This is a genomic window from Nocardioides sp. JCM 18998 (assembly GCF_055391535.1).
On sequence record NZ_AP043886.1, the window covers coordinates 3,921,104 to 3,945,224 of the forward strand.

Annotated in this window: 20 protein-coding genes; 4 read left to right on the forward strand and 16 right to left on the reverse strand. The window is 71.3% G+C overall.

What is annotated here, in order from left to right; all coding sequences use genetic code 11:
• Nucleotides 1-122 precede the first annotated feature (122 nt).
• The 15 genes from pgsA to gcvT form a co-directional block, all read right to left on the reverse strand.
• Nucleotides 123-734: a CDP-diacylglycerol--glycerol-3-phosphate 3-phosphatidyltransferase gene (gene pgsA / locus ACZ5L9_RS18465; protein ID WP_464530605.1), complete on the reverse strand. Its 612-nt coding sequence runs from the start codon at nucleotides 732-734 to the stop codon at nucleotides 123-125.
• Nucleotides 735-889: 155 nt separating this feature from the next.
• Complete coding sequence (rimO, locus tag ACZ5L9_RS18470; protein WP_464530609.1) at nucleotides 890-2,386, reverse strand: 30S ribosomal protein S12 methylthiotransferase RimO; 1,497 nt, start codon at nucleotides 2,384-2,386, stop codon at nucleotides 890-892.
• An 89-nt stretch (nucleotides 2,387-2,475) separates the two neighbouring features.
• Nucleotides 2,476-4,095 carry a helix-turn-helix domain-containing protein gene (locus ACZ5L9_RS18475; RefSeq protein ID WP_464530612.1) on the reverse strand — a complete coding sequence of 540 codons (1,620 nt, stop codon included), beginning with the start codon at nucleotides 4,093-4,095 and terminating at the stop codon, nucleotides 2,476-2,478.
• Nucleotides 4,095-6,854 carry a DNA translocase FtsK gene (locus tag ACZ5L9_RS18480; protein WP_464530615.1) on the reverse strand — a complete coding sequence of 920 codons (2,760 nt, stop codon included), beginning with the start codon at nucleotides 6,852-6,854 and terminating at the stop codon, nucleotides 4,095-4,097. The genes ACZ5L9_RS18475 and ACZ5L9_RS18480 overlap by 1 nt, the downstream gene beginning before the upstream one ends.
• A gap of 154 nt (nucleotides 6,855-7,008) precedes the next feature.
• Nucleotides 7,009-8,694, reverse strand: a complete 1,686-nt coding sequence (locus ACZ5L9_RS18485; protein ID WP_464530619.1) for a ribonuclease J — start codon at nucleotides 8,692-8,694, stop codon at nucleotides 7,009-7,011.
• Nucleotides 8,695-8,731: 37 nt separating this feature from the next.
• Complete coding sequence (gene dapA / locus ACZ5L9_RS18490; protein WP_464530622.1) at nucleotides 8,732-9,634, reverse strand: 4-hydroxy-tetrahydrodipicolinate synthase; 903 nt, start codon at nucleotides 9,632-9,634, stop codon at nucleotides 8,732-8,734.
• 77 nt (nucleotides 9,635-9,711) lie between these two features.
• Nucleotides 9,712-10,656 carry an LLM class F420-dependent oxidoreductase gene (locus ACZ5L9_RS18495; protein ID WP_464530626.1) on the reverse strand — a complete coding sequence of 315 codons (945 nt, stop codon included), beginning with the start codon at nucleotides 10,654-10,656 and terminating at the stop codon, nucleotides 9,712-9,714.
• A 93-nt stretch (nucleotides 10,657-10,749) separates the two neighbouring features.
• Nucleotides 10,750-11,862 carry a calcium:cation antiporter gene (locus ACZ5L9_RS18500; protein ID WP_464530629.1) on the reverse strand — a complete coding sequence of 371 codons (1,113 nt, stop codon included), beginning with the start codon at nucleotides 11,860-11,862 and terminating at the stop codon, nucleotides 10,750-10,752.
• A 15-nt stretch (nucleotides 11,863-11,877) separates the two neighbouring features.
• Entirely contained in the window at nucleotides 11,878-12,417 is a 540-nt protein-coding gene (locus tag ACZ5L9_RS18505) for a dihydrofolate reductase (protein ID WP_464530632.1), read from the reverse strand.
• On the reverse strand, nucleotides 12,410-13,231 hold the full coding sequence (locus ACZ5L9_RS18510) for a thymidylate synthase (protein WP_464530636.1): 822 nt from the start codon (nucleotides 13,229-13,231) through the stop codon (nucleotides 12,410-12,412). The genes ACZ5L9_RS18505 and ACZ5L9_RS18510 overlap by 8 nt, the downstream gene beginning before the upstream one ends.
• A gap of 65 nt (nucleotides 13,232-13,296) precedes the next feature.
• Nucleotides 13,297-14,124 (reverse strand): PhzF family phenazine biosynthesis protein, encoded by an 828-nt coding sequence (locus ACZ5L9_RS18515; RefSeq protein ID WP_464530638.1) that lies wholly within the window; start codon nucleotides 14,122-14,124, stop codon nucleotides 13,297-13,299.
• Nucleotides 14,125-14,198: 74 nt separating this feature from the next.
• On the reverse strand, nucleotides 14,199-15,551 hold the full coding sequence (locus ACZ5L9_RS18520) for an NCS2 family permease (protein ID WP_464530640.1): 1,353 nt from the start codon (nucleotides 15,549-15,551) through the stop codon (nucleotides 14,199-14,201).
• Nucleotides 15,552-15,680: 129 nt separating this feature from the next.
• Complete coding sequence (locus ACZ5L9_RS18525) at nucleotides 15,681-17,183, reverse strand: amino acid permease (protein WP_464530644.1); 1,503 nt, start codon at nucleotides 17,181-17,183, stop codon at nucleotides 15,681-15,683.
• Nucleotides 17,183-17,434: a hypothetical protein gene (locus ACZ5L9_RS18530; protein WP_464530648.1), complete on the reverse strand. Its 252-nt coding sequence runs from the start codon at nucleotides 17,432-17,434 to the stop codon at nucleotides 17,183-17,185. The genes ACZ5L9_RS18525 and ACZ5L9_RS18530 overlap by 1 nt, the downstream gene beginning before the upstream one ends.
• Nucleotides 17,435-18,553, reverse strand: coding sequence for a glycine cleavage system aminomethyltransferase GcvT (gene gcvT / locus ACZ5L9_RS18535; protein ID WP_464530652.1), 1,119 nt, complete (start codon nucleotides 18,551-18,553; stop codon nucleotides 17,435-17,437).
• Nucleotides 18,554-18,583: 30 nt separating this feature from the next.
• Between gcvT and ACZ5L9_RS18540 the strand changes: the two genes are divergently transcribed.
• A complete protein-coding gene (locus ACZ5L9_RS18540) occupies nucleotides 18,584-20,095 on the forward strand; it encodes a leucyl aminopeptidase (protein WP_464530656.1) in 1,512 nt (503 codons plus the stop codon).
• Nucleotides 20,096-20,099: 4 nt separating this feature from the next.
• Here the strand turns inward: ACZ5L9_RS18540 and ACZ5L9_RS18545 are convergent, their stop codons facing one another.
• Nucleotides 20,100-20,471 (reverse strand): hypothetical protein, encoded by a 372-nt coding sequence (locus tag ACZ5L9_RS18545; protein WP_464530658.1) that lies wholly within the window; start codon nucleotides 20,469-20,471, stop codon nucleotides 20,100-20,102.
• Nucleotides 20,472-20,631: 160 nt separating this feature from the next.
• On the opposite strand from ACZ5L9_RS18545, the gene sucB reads away from it, so the two are divergent.
• The 3 genes from sucB to lipB are packed head-to-tail and all read left to right on the forward strand — an operon-like array spanning nucleotide 20,632 to nucleotide 24,118.
• Complete coding sequence (gene sucB, locus ACZ5L9_RS18550) at nucleotides 20,632-22,413, forward strand: 2-oxoglutarate dehydrogenase, E2 component, dihydrolipoamide succinyltransferase (protein ID WP_464530661.1); 1,782 nt, start codon at nucleotides 20,632-20,634, stop codon at nucleotides 22,411-22,413.
• 33 nt (nucleotides 22,414-22,446) lie between these two features.
• Nucleotides 22,447-23,355, forward strand: a complete 909-nt coding sequence (locus ACZ5L9_RS18555) for an alpha/beta hydrolase (RefSeq protein ID WP_464530663.1) — start codon at nucleotides 22,447-22,449, stop codon at nucleotides 23,353-23,355.
• Nucleotides 23,356-23,380: 25 nt separating this feature from the next.
• Complete coding sequence (gene lipB / locus ACZ5L9_RS18560; RefSeq protein WP_464530665.1) at nucleotides 23,381-24,118, forward strand: lipoyl(octanoyl) transferase LipB; 738 nt, start codon at nucleotides 23,381-23,383, stop codon at nucleotides 24,116-24,118.
• The last annotated feature ends 3 nt before the right edge of the window (nucleotides 24,119-24,121 follow it).

Sequence of the window (24,121 nt, forward strand, 5' to 3'; positions counted from 1 at the left end):
CGGACGGGGTCGGCGTGTTGCCAAACCACTGAACCCAAGCGAGCGTCTGTTACCGGGCGGCTGTTCTCAGGTAAACAGCCGGTAAGAGAATCAGGAAGACCCTCAGCGAAGACGTGGCGCCGTCAGCGGCGCAGGTTCGCGCGCTGCTTCCAGATGCTCGCGTAGAACTGGTAGCCGGAGATCATCGTCAGCACCACGGCGGCGGCCAGGCCGAGCTCGAAGATCAGGTGCAGGATCTTGCCCGGCCACTCCCACCAGTCGGCGGCGTCGGGGTCCGTCAGCGGGAGCACCAGACCACCGAGCGCGAGGCCCTGGATGAACGTCTTCCACTTGCCGAGGGTGTCGGCGGCGAGGACCACCTTGGAGGCAACCGCCAGACGTACGAAGGTCACGCTCCACTCCCGGATCAGCACCAGGATCGTCACCCACCACCAGACCTCGCCGATGATCGAGAGCCCGATGAAGGCCATGCCGGTGATGGCCTTGTCGGCGATCGGATCGGCGATCTTGCCGAAGTCGGTGATCAGGTTGTGCTTGCGCGCCAGGTCGCCATCGATCTTGTCCGTGGCCATGGCGACGAAGAAGATCGCCCAGGCGATCAGACGCCAGGTGGCGTCGTTGCCGTCGTGCACGAGCAGCGCCCAGGCGAAGAACGGCACCAGGATGATCCGCAACGTCGTCAGGACGTTCGGGACGTTCCAGTTGCTCGGCTGCGCGGCCTCGGTCTCGGTCACGACCCGACCCTATCGGTAGGGCGGCCACGCTCCCCTGTCGCCGCACACCGGCGCCGTGCCGGAGGGCCGAGTCACCCGTGCCGGAGGGCCGAGTCGGCGGTGCCGGAGGGCCGAGTCACCCGTGCCGGAGCGCCGAGTCGGCGGTGCCGGAGGGCCTAGTCGACCTCGGCGATGAGGTCGACGCCCTCGCTGGCGACCACGGTGGCCCGGACGAGGTCGCCCCTCTTGAGACCGGTGGGTGCGCCGCCGTCCTTGCCGACGAGCGTGGTCATGCCGTCCACGTCGGGGCCCTGGTGGGCGGCCCGGCCGACGATCTCGACCTCGCCGTCCTCGTCGTCGTCCTCACCCTCGTCGATGACCTCGACGAGCACCTCGACGCGCTCGCCGATGCGCTCCTCGGCGCGCTGGGCGGTGAGCTCCTCGACCAGGTTGCTGACGTGGGCCAGGCGTGCGGCGACCTCGTCCTCGTCAAGCTTGTCGGTGAAGCCGGCGGCCTCCGTGCCCTCCTCGTCGGAGTACCCGAAGACGCCGGTGACGTCGAGACGGGCGGCCTCGAGGAAGTCACAGAGGATCTCGAGGTCCTCCTCGGTCTCGCCCGGGAAGCCGACGATGACGTTGGACCGGATCCCGGCCTCCGGCGCGTACCGGCGGACGTCCTCGAGCAGCTTGAGGAACGACTCCGGGTCGCCGAAGCGCTTCATCTTGCGCAGCACCGCGTTGGAGGCGTGCTGGAAGGAGAGGTCGAAGTACGGAACCACGCCCGGCGTCGAGGCGATCGCCTTGATCAGGCCCGGGCGGGTCTCGGCGGGCTGCAGGTAGGAGACCCGGACCCGCTCGATGCCGTCGACGGCGGCGAGCTCGGGCAGCAGGGTCTCGAGCAGACGCAGGTCGCCGAGGTCCTTGCCGTAGGAGGTGGAGTTCTCCGAGACCAGGAAGAGCTCCTTGACGCCCTGGCCGGCCAGCCACTGCGCCTCGTGCAGCACGTCGCTGGGACGGCGCGAGACGAAGGAGCCGCGGAAGCTCGGGATGGCGCAGAAGGTGCAGCGACGGTCGCAGCCGGAGGCCAGCTTGAGCGGCGCCCACGGGGCGTCGTCGAGCCGCGCCCGTACGGCGGAGAAGTCCTTCTCGGCTCCGCCGAGCATGCCGATGACGTTGTCGTCGATCGCGCCCATGCCGGGCACCGAGATGGTGGACGCGTCGCGCTCGACCGGGCTGATCGGCAGCAGCAGCCGCCGGTCGCTGGGGACGTGCGCCTCGTGGTGGCCGCCGGAGACGATGGAGCGCAGCTTGGCGGCGATGTCCGGATAGTCGTCGAACCCGAGGACGGCGTCGGCCTCGGGCAGCTGGTCGGCGAGCTCCTTGCCGTAGCGCTCCGCCATGCAGCCGACCGCGACGACGGCCTGCGCGCGGCCCGTCTCCTTGAGATCGGCGGCCTCGAGGAGGGTGTCGACGGAGTCCTTCTTGGCCTGCTCGACGAAGCCGCAGGTGTTGACCACCACGGTGTCGGCCTCGGAGGGGTCGGTGACGAGCCGGAAGCCGCCCGCCTGGAGCCGGCCGGCCAGCTCCTCGGAGTCGACCTCGTTGCGGGTGCACCCCAGGGTCACCATCGCCACGGAGAGGGGCTGCCCGGTGTGCTCAGTCGTCTCAGTCATCACCGTCGAGTATGACGCGATCAGGGGCCCCGCGACGATTCGCCATGGACGATGCGCGGAGCCCCTGATGGTGCGTGTCGTGACGTCGGTCAGTCGGCGGTGTACGTCTTCTGCGCCGACTTCCCGATCGAGCCGATGGCCTCGGGCTTGCCGCCCTTGATCGAGACCGCGAGGGAGCCGTCCGAGGACTGGATCCGGACCGGCGGGGAGACCTTGAGCGACTTGCTCTGGCCGAAGGCCAGGTCGCCGGTGAAGACGACGGTGCCGGTGGCGTCGCGGACGACGACCTGGGCGCCGCCACCCGCCGCGGTGACGGTGAGCGGCACCGGCGCGGCGGTCTTGCCGTACGGGTTGCTGGTGCCGGCCGAGCCGCTGTCGAGGCTGATCTGCGGGGCGGGCGAGGCCGGCGAGCCGGCCATCACCAGGCGAGCGACCGACCAGACCAGGACGACCGCCATCACCGCGGCGACGAGGACGGACCAGTTCGGGCCGCCGCGCATCGGGCGCAGGCCGCCGTGCCCCACGGCGAGCTCGGCCTCGAAGACGGCGCGCGGGTCGACCGGGGCGTCGGCGTAGGTGGTGTCGTACGTGGCGAGCAGCGGGGTGGCGTCGACGCCGAGGACCCGCGCGATGGTGCGCAGGTGACCGCGGGCGTAGAAGTCGCCGCCGCAGGGCAGGAAGTCATCGACCTCGATCGACTCGAGGACGTGCGGCCGGATCCGGGTCCGCTCGGCGAGCTGGTCGATGCTGAGCCCGACGCGGGCCCGGGCGATCGCGAGCTGCGGACCGATGACCGGGTGCTCGGCCGGGATGATGCCGGAGTCGACCAGGTCGTCGAAGACCACCTGGTGCTCATCGTCGGCGACGATGCGGACGTGCTGGGTGGCGTCGTGGTCGAGCCGGGCGTCCATCGGCGCCAGCGCGGCCTGGCCGACGACCTCGACGCGGACCGCCACGGCGGGCGCGCGCAGCGGGCTCGGCGTCGGGCTGGCGACCATCGGGGCCACCGCGTCGATCTCGGGAGCGGCGGCCTCGGTCCCCGGTCGCCGGACGACGACCGTGTCCTCGACGCCCTCCGAGGAGTCGACACCCCGTACGGCGGGACGCTCGGCCGTGTCGGCGAGCAGCGCCGCGCGCTCCGCGGTGTCGGCGCGGTCCGCGGCCGCGGCGGCCTTGGCGGCCTCCGCGATCAGGGCCGGGTCGATCTCGACGATGTCGACCCCGACGGGAGCGAGCTGGAGCAGCGTGTCGGTCAGGCTCTCCCCCGCGCCGGTGACGGTGGTGCCGAGTCCGAGCGGGACCGCGAACGGGACGCCGTACATCCGCTCGGCCAGCCGGCCGAGACGCAGCCCGACGCCGTGCAGGTCCTCGAGCTGGGCGGCGTTATCGACCGGCAGCACCGAGAGCCGACCGTCGCGCCACAGCCCGGCGACGCCGGCGGGACGCACCTGGTGCTCGACCTCGTCGATGTCGGTCCACGGCAGACCGCGCCAGCTGCGACCGAAGCGCATCCGGACGCCCTGGTCGTCGACGATGACGATCGGCGTACGGGCGCTCCACGCCAGCGCACCGTGGACCGCGGCGAGCAGCAGCAGGGCAACGCCCACCACGAGCGAGAACCCGCCGCGCGCCGCGAAGCCGATCCCGAGGAGCGCCGCACACGCGGCGACCCCGGCGCTGAACCGCGCGTTGCGTCGTACCTCGACCATCACATCTCTCCCTGAATGGTGGCGATCACGCCGTCGATCTCGTCGGGCTTGACCAGGACGTCGCGGGCCTTGGAGCCCTCCGACGGTCCGACCACGCCACGGCTCTCCATGATGTCCATGAGGCGTCCGGCCTTGGCGAAGCCGACGCGCAGCTTGCGCTGCAGCATCGACGTCGAGCCGAACTGGGTGCTGACGACGAGCTCGACGGCCTGGATGACCAGGTCGAGGTCGTCGCCGATGTCGTCGTCCAGGACGCGCTTGCTCTCGGCCGGTGCCGTGACGTCCTCGCGGTAGCTCGGCTCGAGCTGACCCTTGACGTGCTTGACCACGGCCTCGATCTCGCTGTCGCCGACCCACGAGCCCTGCACGCGGATCGGCTTGGAGGCGCCCATCGGCAGGAACAGGCCGTCGCCCTGGCCGACCAGCTTCTCGGCGCCCGGCTGGTCCAGCACGACGCGCGAGTCGGCCAGCGACGAGGTCGCGAACGCGAGTCGCGAGGGCACGTTGGCCTTGATCAGACCGGTGACGACGTCGACCGAGGGTCGCTGCGTCGCCAGGATCAGGTGGATGCCGGCGGCGCGCGCGAGCTGGGTGATGCGCACGACCGAGGACTCGACGTCGCGCGGGGCGACCATCATCAGGTCGGCGAGCTCGTCGATGACGACGAGGAGGTACGGGTACGGCGAGAGCTCGCGCTCGCTGTGCTCCGGGACCTCGACCTTGCCGGCCCGTACGGCCTTGTTGAAGTCGTCGATGTGACGGAAGCCGAAGTTGGCGAGGTCGTCGTACCGCATGTCCATCTCGCGGCAGACCCACTCGAGCGCCTCGGCGGCCTTCTTCGGGTTGGTGATGATCGGGGTGATCAGGTGCGGCACGCCCTCGTAGGCGGTCAGCTCGACGCGCTTGGGGTCGACCATGATCATCCGGACCTCGTCCGGCGTCGAGCGCATCAGGATCGAGGTGATCATCGAGTTGATGAAGGACGACTTGCCGGAGCCGGTGGCGCCCGCCACCAGGAGGTGCGGCATCTTCGCGAGGTTCGCGACGACGAAGCCGCCCTCGACGTCCTTGCCGAGGCCGACGACCATCGGATGGGTGTTGGTGCGTGCGGTGTTCGAGCGCAGCACGTCGCCCAGCGAGACGATCTCCTTGTCCCGGTTGGGGATCTCGACACCGACGGCCGACTTGCCGGGGATCGGGCTGAGGATGCGGACGTCGGCCGATGCGACGGCGTACGCGATGTTCTTCTGGATGCCGAGGATCTTCTCGACCTTGACGCCGGTGCCGACCTCGACGACGTAGCGGGTGACCGTCGGGCCACGGGTGTAGTCGGTGACCCGGGCGTCAATGCTGAACTCGTCGAGCACCCCCTGGAGCCGGCTGACGATCTCGTCGGAGGCGGCGGTACGGGACTGGTGGGCGTCGCCGGCCTTCAGCACGGTGCTGTCGGGCAGCGTGTAAGTGATGTCGCCGGAGAGCGCGAGCTGCTCGACGCGCTGCGGCAGCTGGGCGTGCGGCGGCGGCTCGAGGTCCCCCTTCTCCTCGCGGGCGCCGACCGGCGCGGTGCGGGCGGCGCGCTCGGCGATCTTCTTCAGGCGCGGGTTGGTCCGCTCGGAGCCGTCCTCGTCGTCGAGCGGGTCGAAGAAGCCGGTCGACTCACCCGGCGCCTCGGCGAAGAGATCGATGCCGGCGTCCTCGCGCTGCTCGCCGAGGAGGTCGACGCTGCTGAACTCCTGGGCCAGGTCGAGGGCGTCCTTGTCGCGCCCGGCCAGGTCGTCGAGCTTGCCGGGACGCTTGCCGCGGCGCTTCTTCTTGGCGTCGGTGGGCACCTCCGGATCGGGGACGACCGGGGTGTCGTAGGCGGGCACCTCGATCCGGCTGCCGGTCTCGTCGGCGAAGAGCTTGTTGGAGCGGTCGCGGCGCGAGCGCCCGTCGTAGAGGTCGCCGCCCAGATCGGCGTGCGCGTCGTCATCGTCCTCGTGGTGCAGGCCCAGCGCCCGGTCGCGGAACTCCGCGAGGCGGTGCGGCACCTGGTAGAGCGGGGTGGAGGTGATGACGAGGACGCCGAAGAACGCGAGCAGCGCCAGCACCGGGACGACGACGAGGTCGGAGCGGAGCAGGTCGAGCAGGAGGCTGGCGACCACGTACCCGACGGCGCCGCCGGCGGCCTGGAGGTCGGTGGAGTCGCCGTTGACCGGCTGCGGGTTGCCGTTGGCGATCTGGACGATGCCGAGCACGCCGAGCCCGAGGGCGCCCCAGCCGATCATCTGGCGGCCGACGGGGCCGCCTTTCTGCGGGTCGCGCAGGGTGCGGACGGCGCCGTAGACGAGGCCGAGCGGCACCAGCCAGCCGACCTTGCCGACCGATCCGGCGACAGCGACGCGGGTGACGTGGAAGACCTGGCCGGCGAGCTGGAACCAGACCGCGGCCGCCACCACGACCGACACGGCGAGCAGGAAGAGGCCGACGCCGTCGCGGCGGTGCTCCGGCTCGAGGTCGCGGGCGGTGTGGCCGACGCTGCGCGCCACCGCTCCGACACCACGGGCGATGCCCATCCAGATGGTGACGACGAGGCGGGCGAGGGCGTCGAACGTACGGGCGACCGGTCCCCGTCCGGTGCGGACGGCGCGCGGCGCCGGGCGCGCTGCGGGCCGCTTGGCAGCGCTCTTGGCAGGGGGCCTGCCACTGCTCTTGGAGCTGCTGCCACGCGCGGGGGCTTTCGCGGCGGCACGCGGCGGGGAAGACGTACGGGTCGCCATGGTCTTCACCCTATTTGCTGATCACACCCGTCACAGGGACCTCAGGAGTGCGTGTCGCCCACTCCCGCACCAGCCCAACCCCGAGATTGCACCTGGGACCGCCGAGTTTGCACCTGTAGGTGCAGACTCGGCGGTCCCAGGTGAAGATTCGGCGCTATGCCTCGATGACGACCGGCACGATCATCGGGCGCCGGCGGTGGGTGTCGGAGACCCAGCGGCCGATCGCACGTCGTACGGCCTGCTGCATCGCGTAGGTGTCGGTGGCGCCCTCGGCGATGACCCGGTTGACCGCATCCACGATCGGCTGGCGGATCTCGTCGAAGGTCGACTCGTCCCAGGCGTTGCCGCGGGCGTGGATCTCCGGGCCGGCCGAGACCTTGCCGGAGACCGAGTCGACGACCACGATCACCGAGATGAAGCCCTCCTCGCCGAGGATGCGGCGATCCTTGAGGTCGGCCTCGGTGATGTCGCCGACCGAGGTGCCGTCCACGAAGACGTAGCCGCAGTCGACCTTGCCGACCACCCGGGCGACGCCGTCGATCAGGTCGACGGCGACGCCGTCCTCCGCGATCACCACGTTGTCGATGCCGACCGCCCGGGCCAGCTCGCCGTTGGCCAGCAGGTGTCGGACCTCGCCGTGCACCGGCATCACGTTGCGCGGGCGGACGATGTTGTAGCAGTAGAGCAGCTCGCCGGCCGACGCGTGACCGGAGACGTGGACCAGGGCATTGCCCTTGTGCACCACGTTGGCGCCGAGTCGGGCCAGGCCGTTGATCACGCGGTAGACGGCGTTCTCGTTGCCCGGGATGAGCGAGGAGGCGAGCAGCACGGTGTCGCCCGGCTCGAGCTGGACGAAGTTGTGGCTGCGGTTCGCGATCCGCGACAGCGCCGACATCGGCTCGCCCTGGGAGCCGGTGGAGATCAGCACCTGCTTCTCCGGCGGCAGCTCGGCGAGCTCCTTGGCGTCGACGATCACCCCCGGTGGGACGTGCAGGTAGCCGAGGTCTGAGGCGATCTGCATGTTGCGGACCATCGAACGGCCGACGTACCCGACCTTGCGGCCGTGCTTGTCCGCCGCGTCCAGGACCTGCTGCACACGGTGCACGTGCGAGGCGAAGCACGCGACGATGATGCGCTGGGAGGACTCGCGGAAGACCTGCTCGATCGCCGGGGTGATCCGCTTCTCGGCGGTGGTGAAGCCGGGGACCTCGGCGTTGGTCGAGTCGGTGAGGAAGAGGTCGACACCCTCCTCGCCGAGCCGTGCGAAGGCGCGCAGGTCGGTGATCCGGCCGTCCAGCGGGAGCTGGTCCATCTTGAAGTCACCGGTGTGCAGGGCCATGCCGGCACCCGTGCGGATGGCGACGGCGAGCGCGTCCGGGATGGAGTGGTTGACCGCGACGAACTCGAGCTCGAAGGGGCCGAACGTGATCCGGTCGCCCTCCTTGACCTCGTGGTGGACGGTCTCGCGGAGCCGGTGCTCGCGCAGCTTGGAGCCGAGCAGGGCAAGGGTCAGCTTGGAGCCGACCAGCGGGATGTCCTGGCGCTCGCGCAGCAGGTACGGGGTCGCGCCGATGTGGTCCTCGTGACCGTGGGTCAGGACCAGCGCCTCGACGGCGTCGAGCCGCTCGCGGATGCAGGACCAGTCCGGGAGGATCAGGTCGACGCCGGGCTGGTTGTCCTCGGGGAAGAGGACGCCGCAGTCGACGATGAGCAGCCGGTCGGCGTACTCGAAGACCGTCATGTTCCGGCCGACCTCGCCGAGGCCGCCGAGCGGGATGACCCGCAGTGCGCCCTCGGGGAGCTCGGCCGGGGCCGACAGCTCGGGGTGGGGGTGGCTCATAGGGGCCCTTCCTAGCAGTGGATCAGGCTCGGCTGGATCAGAGCAGCCCGGCGGCGGAGAGTCCGGCGGTGAGCCCGGCGTACTCCTCGTCGTCGAGCGGGACCAGCGGCGAGCGGACGTTGCGGTTGTCCAGGACGCCGAGCGCCTGGAGGGCGCCCTTGGCGGTGACGGCGCCGTAGTTCGGCACGCCCATGATCGCGGCGTACGCGGGGCGCAGCTGCGCATCGATCTTGCGGGCGGTGGCGACGTCACCGGCCTGGAAGGCCTGGATCATCGCGCGGATCTCGTTGCCGGCCGCGTGCGCGACGACCGAGACCACGCCGACCGCGCCGTAGGCCAGGAAGCCGAGCGTGAGCGGGTCGTCGCCGGAGTAGACCGAGAACCCGAGGTCGGTGAGGAACGAGGCCTGCGAGACGTCGCCGGCGGCGTCCTTGACCGCTGTGACCCGACCCCAGGTCGCGATCTCGCGGTAGGCCTCGGCGGAGATCTTCGTGCCGGTGCGGCCCGGCACGTCGTAGAGCATGATCGGCGCCTTGGTGGCGTCCGCGACCTGCTTGAAGTGGTGCAGCAGGCCGCGCTGGCCGGGCTTCGAGTAGTACGGGGTGACGAGCAGGAGGCCGTCGGCGCCGTTGGCCTCGGCCTGCTCCGCGAGCTGGAGCGTCGTACGGGTGTCGTTGGTGCCGATGCCGGCGACGAGCGGGACGTCGGCGCCGACCGCCTCGCGGATCGCGCGCAGGATCTGTCCGTCCTCCTCGACGGTGGTCGTCGGCGACTCGCCCGTGGTGCCGGAGAGGACGAGGCCGTCGTGTCCGTTGTCGAGCAGGTGCTTGGCGACCTTCTGGGCCTGCTCGAGGTCGACGGCGCCGGAGGCGTCGACGGGCGTGACCATCGCGGTCAGGACGGTTCCGAACGGAGCAGCGGACGACCCAGCAGAAGACATGGGCTGAGCCTATCGCCCCGTACGGGACGTCATACGAGGTGACCGGCCGAAGGGCTCACCTCGTATGACGTCACCGCTCAGACGTGGGGCATGACCTCCGCGGCGACCAGGTCGAGGTGCTCGAGGTCCTGCAGGTCGAGCACCTGCAGGTAGACCCGGCAGGCGCCTGCCTCGGCGAAGCGGCGGATCTTCGCGACGACCTCGTCCGGCGTACCGGCGAGGCCGTTCTCGCGCAGCTCGCCCTTCTCCCGCCCGATCGCGGCGGCACGGCGGTCGAGCTCGGCCTCGGTCGCGCCGACGCAGAGCACCTGGGCGGCGCCGTAGGTCATGCTGGCGCCATCGCGTCCGGCCGCCTCGACGGCCGCCCGCACCCGCGTGAACTGGGTGGAGGTGTCCTCGATGCTGCCGAACGGGACGTTGAACTCGTCGGCATAGGCGGCCGCCAGCGCCGGCGTGCGCTTCTTGCCGTTGCCGCCGACCACGACGTGGATCGAGCCGCGGTGGCCGGCAGTCTGCACCGGCTTCGGCAGCGCCGGGCTGTCGATGATCTGGTAGTGCTTGCCGGAGAAGGTGTACGGAGCAGTCGCGTCCTGATGGGCCCATAGCCCGGTGATCAGCTCGAGCTGCTCCTCGAGGCGGTCGAAACGCTCGCCCAGGTCCGGGAACGGGATGCCGTACGCGGCGTGCTCGGCGTCGAACCAGCCCGCGCCGAGTCCGAAGTCGACCCGCCCGCCGGACATCTGGTCGACGTTGGCCACGCTGATCGCGAGCGGCCCAGGGTGGCGGAAGGTCGCACTGGTGACCAGCGTGCCGAGCCGGATCGTCGAGGTCTCGCGGGCGATGCCGGCGAGCGTGATCCAGGCGTCGCTCGGCCCCGGCTGCCCGCTGACGTCCCCCATCTTGAGGTAGTGGTCGGAGCGGAAGAAGGCCCCGAATCCGAGCTTCTCCGCCCGCTGGGCGATGGTCACGAGGTCGTCGTACGAGGCACCCTGCTGGGGTTCGGTGAAGATGCGCAGCTCCATGCCTCGACCCTACCGACCATCGGACCGGCCCCGCCTCCCGCCGACTGGGCCTGTCCGAAGGCCGAGTCAGGCGTGCCCGAGGGCCGAGTCGGGCTAGGGGCTGGCGGCGAGGAAGAGGAACGCGGCCAGCAGGATCAGGTGCAGGCCGCCGTGAAGGGTCTTGGCGCGGCCGGGCACGACGGTGAGCATGCTGACCACCAGCGTGATCGCGAGCAACACCATCTGGGTCGGCTCGAGGCCGAGGACGAGCGGGCCGTCGAGCCAGTGGGACGCCAGCGCGATCACCGGGATGGTGAGACCGATGGAGGCCATCGCGGAGCCGTACGCGAGGTTGAGGCTGATCTGGACGCGGTCGGCCCGTGCCTGGCGTACGGCCGCGATCGACTCCGGCAGCAGCACCAGCAGTGCGATGATCACGCCGACGACGGTCTCGGGCAGGCCGAGCGCGTGGACGCCGTCCTTGATCGCCCCGGACTCGACCTTGGCCAACCCCACCACTCCGACCAGCGCCACCAGCAGGGTGATCGCGCTGATGATCGCGGAGCGGCGACCCGGCGGGTCGGCGTGACCGTCCTCGTCCAGGTCGCGGGTCGTCCCGTCGGCCGCCACCGGCAGGAAGAAGTCGCGGTAGCGCCCGGTCTGGGTGAGCACGAACAGCACGTAGACCGCGAGCGAGGCGAGCGCCGCGAAGGCGAGCTGTGGTCCGGTGAAGATCGGGCCCGGGTGGGAGGTGGTGAAGCGCGGGAGCACCAGGCAGAGCACCGCGACGGTGGCGACCGCGGCGAGCGCGGCGCCGGTCCCCTCGGGGTTGAACGTCGCCATCCGGGTGCGGATCGCCCCGATCAGCAGAGCCGCCCCGGCGATGCCGTTGATGCAGATCATCACCGCCGAGAAGACGGTGTCGCGCGCCAGCGCCTCGGTCCCGGAGCCGCCGGAGACCATCAGCGCGACGATGAGCCCCACCTCGATCACCGTCACGGCGACCGCGAGCAGGAGCGAGCCCATCGGCTCGCCGACCTGGTGGGCGACCACCTCCGCGTGATGCACCGCGGCCAGCACCGCCCCGGCGATCAGCGCGGCGATGAGCACGACGACCAGGCCGTGGGGGTGACTGCCCCAGGTCAGCAGGAGCTCGATGTCGGCCAGGATCGGCAGGGTGATGGTCCAGCGCAGCTTCGTCATCAGCGCCTGCAGGCGGTACAGCACGGCTCCCCCACTCCCTCAGCCGGTGGTGCGGCGCAGCCGCACCCGGTCGTACGTGTCGCGGTGCTCGCGCTCCGTCTCCACCCACTGCGACGCGTCGTACGCCGGAAAGCGGATGTCGCCGTCGGCGTCGAGCGGTACGAGGGTGAGCAGCTGGTCGGTCGCCAGCGGGAGTGCGAGCTCGTAGATCTGCGCTCCCCCGGCGATGAAGAGCTCTCCCCCGGCACGGGCGGCGGTCTCGAGCGCGGCCTCCAGCGAGTGCGCGACGAGCACGTCTGCCCCACCCTCACCGGCGGACCACGACGGGTCGCGGGTCACCACGACCGTCGTACGCCCGGGCAGGGGCCGCCCGATCGTGTCGTAGGTGGCGCGACCCATCACGAGCACGCCGCCCATCGTGATCGCCTTGAACTCCGCCAGCTCGCCCGGAAGGCGCCACGGGATCGCCGCGGCGCCGTCGGCCACGCGGCCCGGCGAATTGCCGATCACCCCGTTGCGAGCGACCGCCGCGATGAGCGTGACCCTCCCCGGCTCCGGCACGGGCACGACCTCAGACACTGATCGGCGCCTTGATCGCCGGGTACGGGTCGTAGCCCTCGACGGCGATGTCGTCGAGGTCGAAGCCGTCGATCTCGGTGATCGCGGGATTGAGCACCAGCGTCGGCAGCGGCCGCGGCTCGCGGGTCAGCTGGAGCCGGGCCTGGTCGAGGTGGTTGAGGTAGAGGTGCGCGTCGCCGAGCGTGTGCACGAAGTCGCCCACCTCGAGGCCGGTCACCTGGGCGATCATGTGCGTGAGGAGCGCGTACGACGCGATGTTGAACGGCACACCCAGGAAGACGTCGGCGGAGCGCTGGTAGAGCTGGCAGCTGAGCCGGCCCGGGCCGTCCTCCTGCGGGGCGACGTAGAACTGGAAGAGCGAGTGGCACGGAGGCAACGCCATCTCGTCGACCTCGGCCGGGTTCCAGGCCGACACGATGTGGCGGCGGCTGTCCGGCTTGGTCCGGATCTGCTCGATCACCTGGGCCAGCTGGTCGATGTGTCGCACACCCCCCGACGTGGCGGGCGCCGGCCAGGAGCGCCACTGGGCGCCGTAGACGGGGCCGAGGTCGCCGTTCTCGTCGGCCCACTCGTCCCAGATCGTGATCCCGCGCTCCTGCAGCCAGCGGACGTTGGTGTCGCCGCGGAGGAACCACAGCAGCTCACCGAAGACCGATCGGGTGTGCACCTTCTTCGTCGTCAGCAGCGGGAAGCCCGCCGTGAGGTCGTAGCGGGTCTGGTGACCGAAGACGCTCAGCGTGCCGGTGCCGGTCCGGTCGGTCTTCTCGACCCCTTCGTCGAGGATGCGGGTCAGGAGATCGAGATACGACTGCACGCGCTCACCCTAGGCGACCGAGCGGCAGCGCGAGCGAGGGAGCCAGAAGCGAAGCGTCGCGGGGCTCAGCCGAGGTCGAGGGTGCCGGCGATCGTCGTACGGGTCGCGCCGCCGACCCAGATGGTGTCGCCGTCGGTCTCGACGTGGACGCGTCCACGCCGTCCCAGCGCGGTCCCCTGGCTCGCCACGTACGACGGCGGCAGGGTGCCTCCGCCGATCAGCCACTGCGCTAGGGCGGCGTTCAACGACCCCGTCACGGGGTCCTCGTTGAACCCGAGGTCGGGCCCGAAGCACCGGACCTCGATGGCGCAGTCGGACCCACTGGGATGCAGTCCGACCACGCCCACCTCGAGCCCGGCGAACGCCGACATGTCGGGCTCGAGCGCCAGCACGGCAGCGGCGTCCCGCAATCGCACGACGGCGAAGTGGGGTCCGTTGTCCAGCCACACCGCGTCGATCACGTCGGTGAGCTCGATCCGCAGCGCGCTGCAGACCGCGTCGAGGGTGGCGCCTTCCACGACGGACGACGTCATCGGCGGCGCGGCGAAGGCGAGCCGTGCGCCGTCACGACGCAGCTCGACGAGGCCGACCGCGCACTCCTGCACGAGCAGCGGCCCCTGCGGCGTACCGCCCGCCTCCAGCCAGGCGTGCGCCGAGCCCAGGGTCGGGTGGCCGGCGAAGGGCAGCTCGCCACCCGGCGTGAAGATCCGCAACCGGTAGTCGGCCGAGGCGGTCGTCGGGCTCAGCAGGAACGTCGTCTCCGACAGGTTGGTCCAGCGGGCGAAGCTCGCCATCTGCTCGTCGCTCAGGCCGTCGGCGTCGTGCACCACAGCCACCGGGTTGCCCAACAGGGGCTCGGCGGAGAAGACATCGACCTGCCGGAAATGACGCATGCGCAGACGCTATCGAAAGCGTCTGCGCATGCGTTCCGCGGTGCCGCCGGACGGAGTCCGGCCCGGCGCGAGGGTCAGACGACGCCGCGCAGGAAGTACCACACGAAGAAGCCGGCCACGACCGCGAGCAGCGGGTGCACCTTGCGCCAGTCGCCGCGACCGAGCGCGATCAGGACGTACATGACCACGCCCGCGCCGACGCCGGTGGCGATCGAGTACGTGAACGGCATCAGGGTCATGGTGCAGAACGCCGGGACGGCCATCCCCATGTCGGACCAGTCGATGCCCGAGGCCTGGCTGATCATCAGCGCGCCGACGACCACGAGGGCCGGGCCGGTGGCCGAGGACGGGATGATGCCGACGATCGGCGAGAGGAACATCGCGAGCAGGAAGAGCACGCCGGTGACGATGTTCGCCAGGCCCGTACGGGCGCCCTGGGCGACACCGGAGGTGGACTCCACGAAGATCGTGTTGGAGGAGGCCGAGCCCGCACCGCCTGCGATCGCGCCGACGGACTCGACGACGAGGACGTTGCGCATCTGCGGCAGGCGACCCTGCTCGTCGACGAGGTCGGCCTCGCGACCGATCGCCAGAGCGGTGCCCATCGCGTCGAAGAAGTTCGCCATCAGGACGGTCAGGACCAGGCCGATGCCCGCACCCCAGCCGAGGACGCTGAACACGTGGAAGCGGGCGTCGCCGATGAGGCCGAAGTCCGGCGTTGCGAAGACCTTGTGCGGCCAGGTCGCGCCGGCGACCGGGGTGCCGTCGGAGAGGCCGTTGACGATCATGCCGGCGACCGTGCCGACCACGATGGCGATGAGCAGGGCGCCGGGGATCTTGCGGGCCATCATGACCGCCGCCACCAGAAGGGTCAGCACGAAGACGAACGTGCCCCAGTTACGGAAGTGGTCGTTCAGCGCGACGATGGTGCCGCCGCCCTCGGGGTGGATCACGATGCCGCCGTCGACGAAGCCGATCAGCGCGATGAAGAGACCGATGCCGGCGCCGATCGCCCGCTTGAGGCCGTCCGGGATGGCGTTCATGATCGCCTCGCGCAGGCCCACCAGGACCAGGATCAGCATCACGACGCCCTCGATGACGATGACACCCATCGCGTCGGCCCAGCTGAGGCCGCGACCGGCGACGAGGGTGAACGCGACGAAGGCGTTGACGCCCAGGCCGGCGGCGAGCGCCATCGGCACGTTGGCGAACACGCCCATCGCGATCGTCATGACACCGGCGACCAGCGCGGTGACCGTGACGAGCTGGACCGGGTCCAGCGTCAGGCCGGCGCTGTCCGGTACGGCGCCGAGGATGGCCGGATTGAGGGCGACGATGTAGGCCATCGTCGCGAAGGTCACCAGACCACCGATGATCTCGGTGCGCACGGTGCTGCCGCGCTCGCTGATGCGGAAGAAGCGATCCATAGAGGGACGTCCTAGGGTCGAAGAACCGGTTCGGGCAGGGTCATCTGTTCGCGGCCCGAACCAGCATGCAAGACATGACGGCCCGAATTATGGACGTCCACCAAGTTCTCACGCCATCCGGGGAACTCCTCAGGCCTCCCGCTCGTCCGGGTAGCGCGGTCCGGTGAGCGTCCACAGGGAGCCGATCCGCCCGCCCGTCGTGGCCAGCACCCGGGGCCGGACGATCCGCCAGCCGATGCCGAGCACCAGCGCGATCGCCGGGATGCCGAGGACGACCACGATGAAGGTGGTCTTGTGCCAGAACTCGGCCGACTCCTGCCACCCGGAGACCGCCATGCCCGCGAGCACGAGGGCGATGAAGACCAGCCCGATGATGCTCGTCCACGGCGACCACGGCGCCTGCAGCGTGCTCGCCGGGATCACCCCGCGGTCGCTGAGCTGGCGCAACCGGATCTGGCACACGAAGATCGAGCCCCAGGTGAAGAGCACGCCGATCGAGGCGCACTCCAGCGCGATGTCGAAGGCCGATCCGGGCGCGACCGCGTTGAGGATCGAGCCGAGCGCGTAGATGACGGCCGTCATCAGGATCCCCGCGTACGGGACGCCACTGCCGCTCATCCGCAGGGTGAAGCCCGGCGCCTGCTTGGCCAGGCCCAGGCTGCGCAGCACCCGCCCGGTCGTGTAGAGGCCCGAGTTGAGGCTCGACAGCGCGGCGATGATCAGGATCCCCTGCAGGATGTTGCCGATGTCGTGGAAGCCGAGCCGGTCGAAGACGGTCACGAACGGGCTGGTGCCGGACTCGTAGTCGGTGGTCGGCAACATCGAGACCAGCAGCAGCAGCGAGCCGACGTAGAAGACGCCGATCCGGACGATGACGGCGTTGACGGCTCGCGGCACCTCGCGACGCGCGTCCTGCATCTCGCCGGCCGCGACGCCGACCATCTCGATCGCGGCGTAGGCGAAGACGACACTCGACATGATGAGGATGGGGCCGTACCAGTGGTAGCCGCCGCCGGTGGGCCAGAAGCCGCCGGGGTTGCTCCAGAGGTTGTCGAACCCGGCCCGGTGGTCGCCGATGTTGAGCCGCCCCACGACGAGCACGATGCCGACCAGCAGGAAGGCGATGATCGCGGTGACCTTGAGCAGCGAGGCCCAGAACTCGAACTCGCCGAACGCCTTCGCCGAGAGCAGGTTGACCGCGAGGACCACCACCAGCGCGATCAGCACGGTCAGCCAGGCCGGCATGCCCGCACGGAAGTGCTTGACGTAGAGACCGACTGCGGAGAGGTCCGCGATGCCGGTCAGCGCCCAGTTGAGCCAGTACATCCAGCCGGTGACGTAGGCGCCGAGCTCGCCGTAGAACTCCCGCATGTACGACACGAACGCACCCGAGGTGGCGCGGTACAGGACCAGCTCGCCGAGGGCGCGCATCAGGAAGTACGCGATCACGCCGACCACGGCGTAGCTGACCACCAGCGCCGGGCCGGTGCTGTTGAGGCGGGCCGCCGATCCGAGGAAGAGCCCGGTGCCGATGGCCCCGCCGATCGCGATCATCTGGACCTGGCGGCGCCCCAGGGTCTGCTGATAGCCCTCCTGCTCGTCGAGCTGCTCCCGCTCGATCGCGCTGGTCATCAGCCCTCCAGCGACATCGGTCCGTAGACCTCCCGGTCGCGCTCGAGCAGCACCACCCCTGTCACGCCTTCCTCGGAGAGCTCCCTCCAGAACTCCCCCACCCACGATTCCGCGTCGCCCTGGGACGGGAAGCGCTGGTCGGCGTACTCCTCGGACACGGCGACCTCACGGCCTGAGGCGTCCTCGAGGCGCCACCACCACGTGCGCTCGGGCTCGGCGGGCGGGCGGTAGGGCGACGGTGCGTCGGTCATTCACTGCTCCCGGACATGCGAAGGGACGAACGGCGGCGAGGTGAGCTGGAAGATCTCCCGCCGGCCACGGACATCGATGCCGATCTCGGCCTCGGGATCCACCCGGGCGGAGAGGAGGACCAGAGCGATCCCTCGCCCGAGGGTCGGGCTGAAGGTACCCGAGGTGACCTCTCCGACCATCATGTCCGCGCTGATCGAGGCGGCCATGTGTGGGCGCGGGATGGCGCGACCGGTGGCGACGATGCCGCGCAACACCCGTGCCGGCCCCGCCTCACGGACCGGCGCGAGGACCTCACGGCCCCAGAAGGCGTCCTTCTTCCAGCCGACCGCCCACCCGACCCCGCCCTCGAGCGGGTTGACCTCGGGCGAGATGTCCTGGCCGTGCAGCGGGTAGCCCATCTCGGTGCGCAGGGTGTCGCGGGCGCCCAGGCCGCAGGGCCTGATGCCGTGCGGCTCGCCCGCAGCGATCAACGCGTCCCAGAGGGCACCGGCGACGTCGTTGTCGGCGACCAGCTCGTAGCCGCGCTCGCCGGTGTAGCCGGTCCGGCACACGACGACGTCGTGACCCTCGTACGGCGCCTCGGCGAAGGACATGTAGCCGTGCCCCGAGGGCAGGCCGATCGCGTCCAGGACGTCGTCGGACCGCGGCCCCTGCACCGCGAGCACGACGTAGTCCCGGTGATGGTCGGCGACGGTGATGCCGTCGGGTGCCGTCGCGGCGAGGCGACGGACGACCTCGGCCGTGTTGGCCGCGTTGGGGATCAGGAAGACGTGCTCGTCGTCGCGGTAGTACGCGATGAGGTCGTCGACGATCCCGCCGCTCGCGTCGTCCAGGCACAGCGTGTACTGCGCCTTGCCCGGGCCGATCCGGCGCAGGTCGTTGGAGAGGCAGGCGTTGACGTACGCCGCAGCGCCCGGGCCGCGCACCGTCGCCTTGCCGAGGTGGCTGACGTCGAAGATCCCGACCGCCTCCCGGACGGCGGCGTGCTCCTTGGCGACCCCACCGCCCGCGTAGTCCAGGGGCATCGACCACCCCCCGAACTCACCGAATCGGGCGCCGAGCGCGACGTGGCGATCGTGCAACGGAGAGGTCGACAGGTCACCGGTGGAGTCCCCCATGCCTGTGAACGTACCGCGTAGGCTGCGCGCGTGACGACCTTCTCCCTGCGATCCGCCAGCCCCGCCAAGACCCGTGCCGAGGCGGTCGTGGTCGGCGTGCTCCAGGGACCGAAGGGACCGACCCTCGCCGGTGGCGGCGAGGACGTCGCCGAGGCGCTCGGCCGCAAGCTGCGCGGGCTGCTCGCCTCGCTCGGCGTGAGCGGCAAGGCCGGCGAGGTCGTCCGTCTCCCCGCCGGTGATGCCCTGTCCGCGCAGCTGCTGGTCCTGGTCGGCATCGGCGCCGAGAGCAGCACCGCCGCGGTGCGCCGCGCGGCCGGGTCGGCCGCGCGTGCCGTGCCCAACGCGACGTCGGTCGCCCTCGCCCTGCCCGCCGACACCCCCGACCTGGTGCGAGCCGTCACCGAGGGCGTGATCCTGGGCGCCTACACGTTCGACCGCTACCGCTCGGGCGCCGGGGCCGACGGCGGCGAGGCGGCCTCCTCGCCCGCCGATGTCATCGTGCTCTCCCCTGCGGCCAAGGACGCCGCGGTGGTGACCGCCTTCGAGCAGGCGCAGGTCCTGGCCGCCGCCGTGTCGACGGCGCGGGACTGGGTCAACACCCCGCCGCAGGACCTGACGCCGCCGCTCTTCGCCGAGGCGGTCCTCGCGGCCGTCGCGGAGGTCGAGGGCGTCACCGCCACCGTCTTCGACGAGGACGCCCTGACCGAGATGGGCTGCGGCGGCATCCTTGCCGTCGGCGCCGGCTCCGCCGCGCCGCCGCGCCTGGTCGAGCTCGCCTACACCCCCGCCGCCTCGGACGCGGCGAGCCCGCACCTCGCGCTGGTCGGCAAGGGCATCACCTTCGACTCCGGCGGGCTGAGCATCAAGACCGGTCCGGGCATGGTCACCATGAAGTCCGACATGCACGGCGCCGCGAGCGTCGTGCAGGCGACCCTGGTGATCGCGGCGCTCGGCCTGCCCGTACGGGTCTCGGCGTTCGTGCCGATGGCCGAGAACATGGTCTCCGGCGCCGCGATGCGACCGGGCGACATCATCCGGCACTACGGCGGGACCACCTCGGAGATGCTCAACGCCGACGCCGAGGGCCGACTGGTCCTCGCCGACGCGCTGGTCCGGGCCACCGAGGTCGCGCCCGACCTGATCGTCGACGTCGCGACCCTGACCGGCGCGATGGTCGCCGCGCTCGGCGACCGGATCACCGGCGTGCTGGGCACGCCCGAGACCGTCGAGGCGGTGCTCGCGGCGGCGCGGGTCGCCGGGGAGGAGGCCTGGCCGATGCCGCTGCCCGAGATCATGGCCGAGCGGGTGCACTCCTCGACGATCGCCGACCTGGCCCAGCACGACTTCATCCGCTGGGGCGGCGCGCTCTTCGCCGGGGCCTTCCTGCGCGAGTTCACCGCCGGGATGCCGTGGGCGCACCTCGACATCGCCGGCCCGTCGTGGAACGGCGGCGGCGCCTACGCGCACCTCACCCCGGGCGGCACCGGGACCGCGGTGGCGACCCTCGTGGACCTCGCCCGCGGCCTCGCCGCCGACGCCTGAGCGGCTACTTGCCCTCGAGCTTGCGCTGCTGCCTGACCCGGCTGTTGTAATCACGCATCCGCTGCGGGACGCCCACCACGGCCGCGTCGTAGGACGGCACCTGCCGGTCGTTGCAGAACTCGTGCGCCCAGCGCACCGACGGGACCCGACGCCGCGTCCACTCGCCGTCGTGCGCCACCAGCAGCAGGGTCACGTCGCTGACGGCTGTCCGCGGCTCGACGAAGCCCTCGACGCCCCTCCGCGAGGTCACGAACGAGTCCAGGTGCGCGACGTCCGCGCTGTCCGCTGCGCGTACGCGCGTCGATCCCGTACGGGCGCTCTCGCGCGCCGGAGCACTCCAGCGTCCGCCGCGGCGCCACCGATCCCACCAGGCCATGGATGAAGTGTGCCGGTCCGCGCCAGAGGTTGGTGGCATTCGCGGTTACTCACTGGTATCGGAACCGGGTTCTGGACAGGTAGAGGCGGGGTGCCAAGATGGGGGCACTCAAACCCTTGATCGTCTGAGCGCCGATCACCGCGGAAACGAAGGAACTCCATTGGCCACCGAAGTCACCCTCCCGGCACTCGGCGAATCCGTCACCGAGGGCACCGTCACCCGCTGGCTGAAGAACGTCGGCGACACTGTGGCCGTCGACGAGCCGCTGCTCGAGGTCTCCACCGACAAGGTCGACACCGAGATCCCCTCCCCCGTCGCCGGCACGCTGCTCGAGCTCCGCGCCGCTGAGGACGACACCGTCGAGGTCGGCGCGATCCTCGCCGTGATCGGTGCTGCCGACGAGGCCGGCGACTCCGCCGCCCCGGCCGCTCCCGAGGCTCCCGCCGAGCAGGCCGCCCCCGCCGCCGAGGCCGCCCCCGCCGCCGAGGCCGCTCCGGCCCCCGCCGAGGCTCCCGCCGCCGAGACCCCCGCCGCCGAGGCGCCGGCCGCTGGTGGCAACGCCACCCCGGTGACCCTTCCCGCCCTGGGCGAGTCGGTCACCGAGGGCACCGTCACCCGCTGGCTGAAGAACGTCGGCGACACCGTCGCGGTCGACGAGCCGCTGCTCGAGGTCTCCACCGACAAGGTCGACACCGAGATCCCCTCGCCCGTCGCCGGCACGCTGCTGTCGCAGTCGGTCGCCGAGGACGAGACCGTCGAGGTCGGCGCCGAGCTCGCGCTGATCGGTGACGCCGGCGCCGCTCCTGCCGCCGAGACCCCGGCCGCCCCGGCTCCTGCCGCCGAGACCCCGGCGGCCCCGGCCCCGGCCGCCCCGGCCCCCGCCGCCGAGGCGCCCGCCGCTCCGGCTCCCGCGGCTCCGGCCCCCTCGGCTCCGGCCCCCGCCGCCGAGGCGCCCGCCGCTCCGGCTGCTCCGGCTCCGACCAGCCCGGCTGCGTCCGCGCCGCTCGCGCCGGTCAGCACCATCGAGGCCGGCGGGTACGTCACCCCGCTCGTGCGCAAGCTCGCCAACCAGCACGGCGTCGACCTCAACACCGTCACCGGCTCCGGTGTCGGTGGCCGCATCCGCAAGGAGGACGTGCTCGCCGCCGCCGAGGCGAAGAACGCGCCCGCCGCCGCTGCTCCGGCCGCTGCCGCCCCGGCTGCTGCCGCCGCCCCGGCCGCCGCCTCGCCGCTGCGTGGCACCACCGAGAAGCTCTCGCGTCTGCGCAAGGTCATCGCCCAGCGCATGGTCGAGTCGGTCCAGGTCTCGGCCCAGCTCACCCAGGTGATGGAGGTCGACGTCACCAACATCGCCCGCCTGCGCGACGCCAACAAGGCCGCCTTCAAGGCACGCGAGGGCGTCAATCTCTCGTACCTGCCGTTCTTCACCAAGGCCGTCGTCGACGCGCTCAAGGTGCACCCGAAGCTCAACGCCACCATCGACACCGAGGCCGGCGAGGTCACGTACTACGACGTCGAGAACATCGCGTTCGCCGTCGACACCGAGCGCGGCCTGCTCACGCCGGTCGTCAAGGAGACGGGTGACCTGTCGATCGCCGGCATCGCGAAGAAGATCGCCGACGTCGCCGAGCGCACCCGCACCAACAAGATCACCCCGGACGAGCTCTCCGGTGGCACCTTCACGATCACCAACCTCGGCTCGTTCGGTGCGCTTCAGGACACGCCGATCATCAACCAGCCGCAGGTCGCCATCCTCGGCCCCGGCGCCGTGGTCAAGCGCGCCGTCGTCATCGACGACCCGAACCTCGGCGAGACGATCGCGGTCCGCTACATGGTCAACCTGTCGCTGACCTACGACCACCGCCTGGTCGACGGCGCCGACGCCGGTCGCTTCCTCCAGGACGTCAAGAAGCGCCTCGAGGCCGCCGCCTTCGAGATCTGAGATCTCCCCGGTGTGAGGCGCTAGCCTCACGCCATGCTCAACCGCCGCGCCCTGCTCCTCGGCCTTCCAGCCGCCGGAGTGGGCGCGGCGGTTGTCGTTCTCGGCGGTGTCGAATCGGGTGGACTGCCCGGCAAGACCCGCCTCGACGACCTGCTCGGCCTGACCGGGGCCGACGGCGTCATCCCGCACATCACGCCGGGACGTGTCGAGACCGGCTCGTTCGTCTCACGCCACCGCCAGGACGCGCGGACGCACTGGGCGCTGATGCTGCCGCCGGGTGAGCACCGCGACCTCCCGCTGGTGGTCGCCCTGCATGGTCGCGGCGGCACCTACGACTCCTCGGTCCACCAACTCGGCATCCCGCAGTTCCTGGCGCAGGCCGTGGCCGACGGCGTCACGCCCTTCGCCGTCGCCTCGGTCGACGGCGGCGACTCGTACTGGCACCCCCACGACGGCGTCGATAGCGGCGCGATGGTCACCGACGAGCTCCTCCCGATGCTGGGCGAGCGCTACGGCCGCACCCTCGACCCCCGCCGGATCGGACTCTACGGCTGGTCGATGGGCGGGTACGGCGCCCTGCGTCTGGCCGGGATCCTCGGACCCGAGCGGGTCCGCGGGGTGGCCGTCGCCAGCCCGGCGATCTGGGTCGATTCCTCCGGCGTCTCCTCGGCCGGCTTCTCCAGCCCCGAGGAGTACGACACGTACTCGGTCTTCCAGGACCAGGCCGACCTGACCGGCATCCCGGTACGGGTGGACATCGGCCGCGACGACCCGTTCTACGTCGCGGTCAAGCGGTACGTCGCCGGCTTCCCGGAGTCGGCCCACGTGGTCAGCAGCTTCCCGCGCGGTGCGCACGACGCGGGCTTCTGGCGCCGGATGCTGCCGGCCGAGCTCTCCTTCCTGGGCCGCCGGCTGCACGGTGGCGGGTCGACTCGCGAGTAACACACCCCCGGCGTAGCCTCGAGACGTGAGTGAGCTGCGCTTCGAGGACCACGGGACGATCGACTACCTCGAGGCCTGGGAGCTGCAGAAGCGGGTCCACGCCGAGGTCGTCGAGGGCACCCGTCCCGACACCGTGCTGCTGCTCGAGCACCCGCCGACCTACACCGCCGGCAAGCGCACCGACCCGTGGGAGCGACCGGTCGACTCCGGCGGCGCCCCGGTCATCGACGTCGACCGCGGCGGCAAGATCACCTTCCACGGCCCCGGTCAGCTGGTCGCCTACCCGATCGTGCGCCTGCCCGACCACGTCCTGGTGGTCGACTTCGTGCGCCGCCTCGAGGAGGCGATGATCCGGACCTGCGCCGACCTCGGCGTCACCACCGCCCGCGTCCCGGGCCGCAGCGGCGTCTGGCTGAAGGCCGACCCTTCGACGGGCTCGGGGCCCGGTCGCCCCGAGCGGAAGATCGCCGCGATCGGCCTGCGCGTCAGCCGGGGCGTGACGATGCACGGCCTGGCGATGAACTGCGACGTGGAGATGAGCTGGTACGACCGGTTCGTCCCCTGCGGCATCGCCGACGCCGGCGTCACCAGCCTCAGCCTCGAGCTGGGCGAGGACGTCACGGTGAAGGACGTGGAGCCGGTGCTGCAGCGCCACCTCACCACGTACCTCGCCTGGGAGCCGTACGACGCGACCCCCGACTACGAGCCGCGACCGGAGCCGAAGCACGCTCCGAAGATCCAGCTCCTGACGCCCTCGACCTGAGGC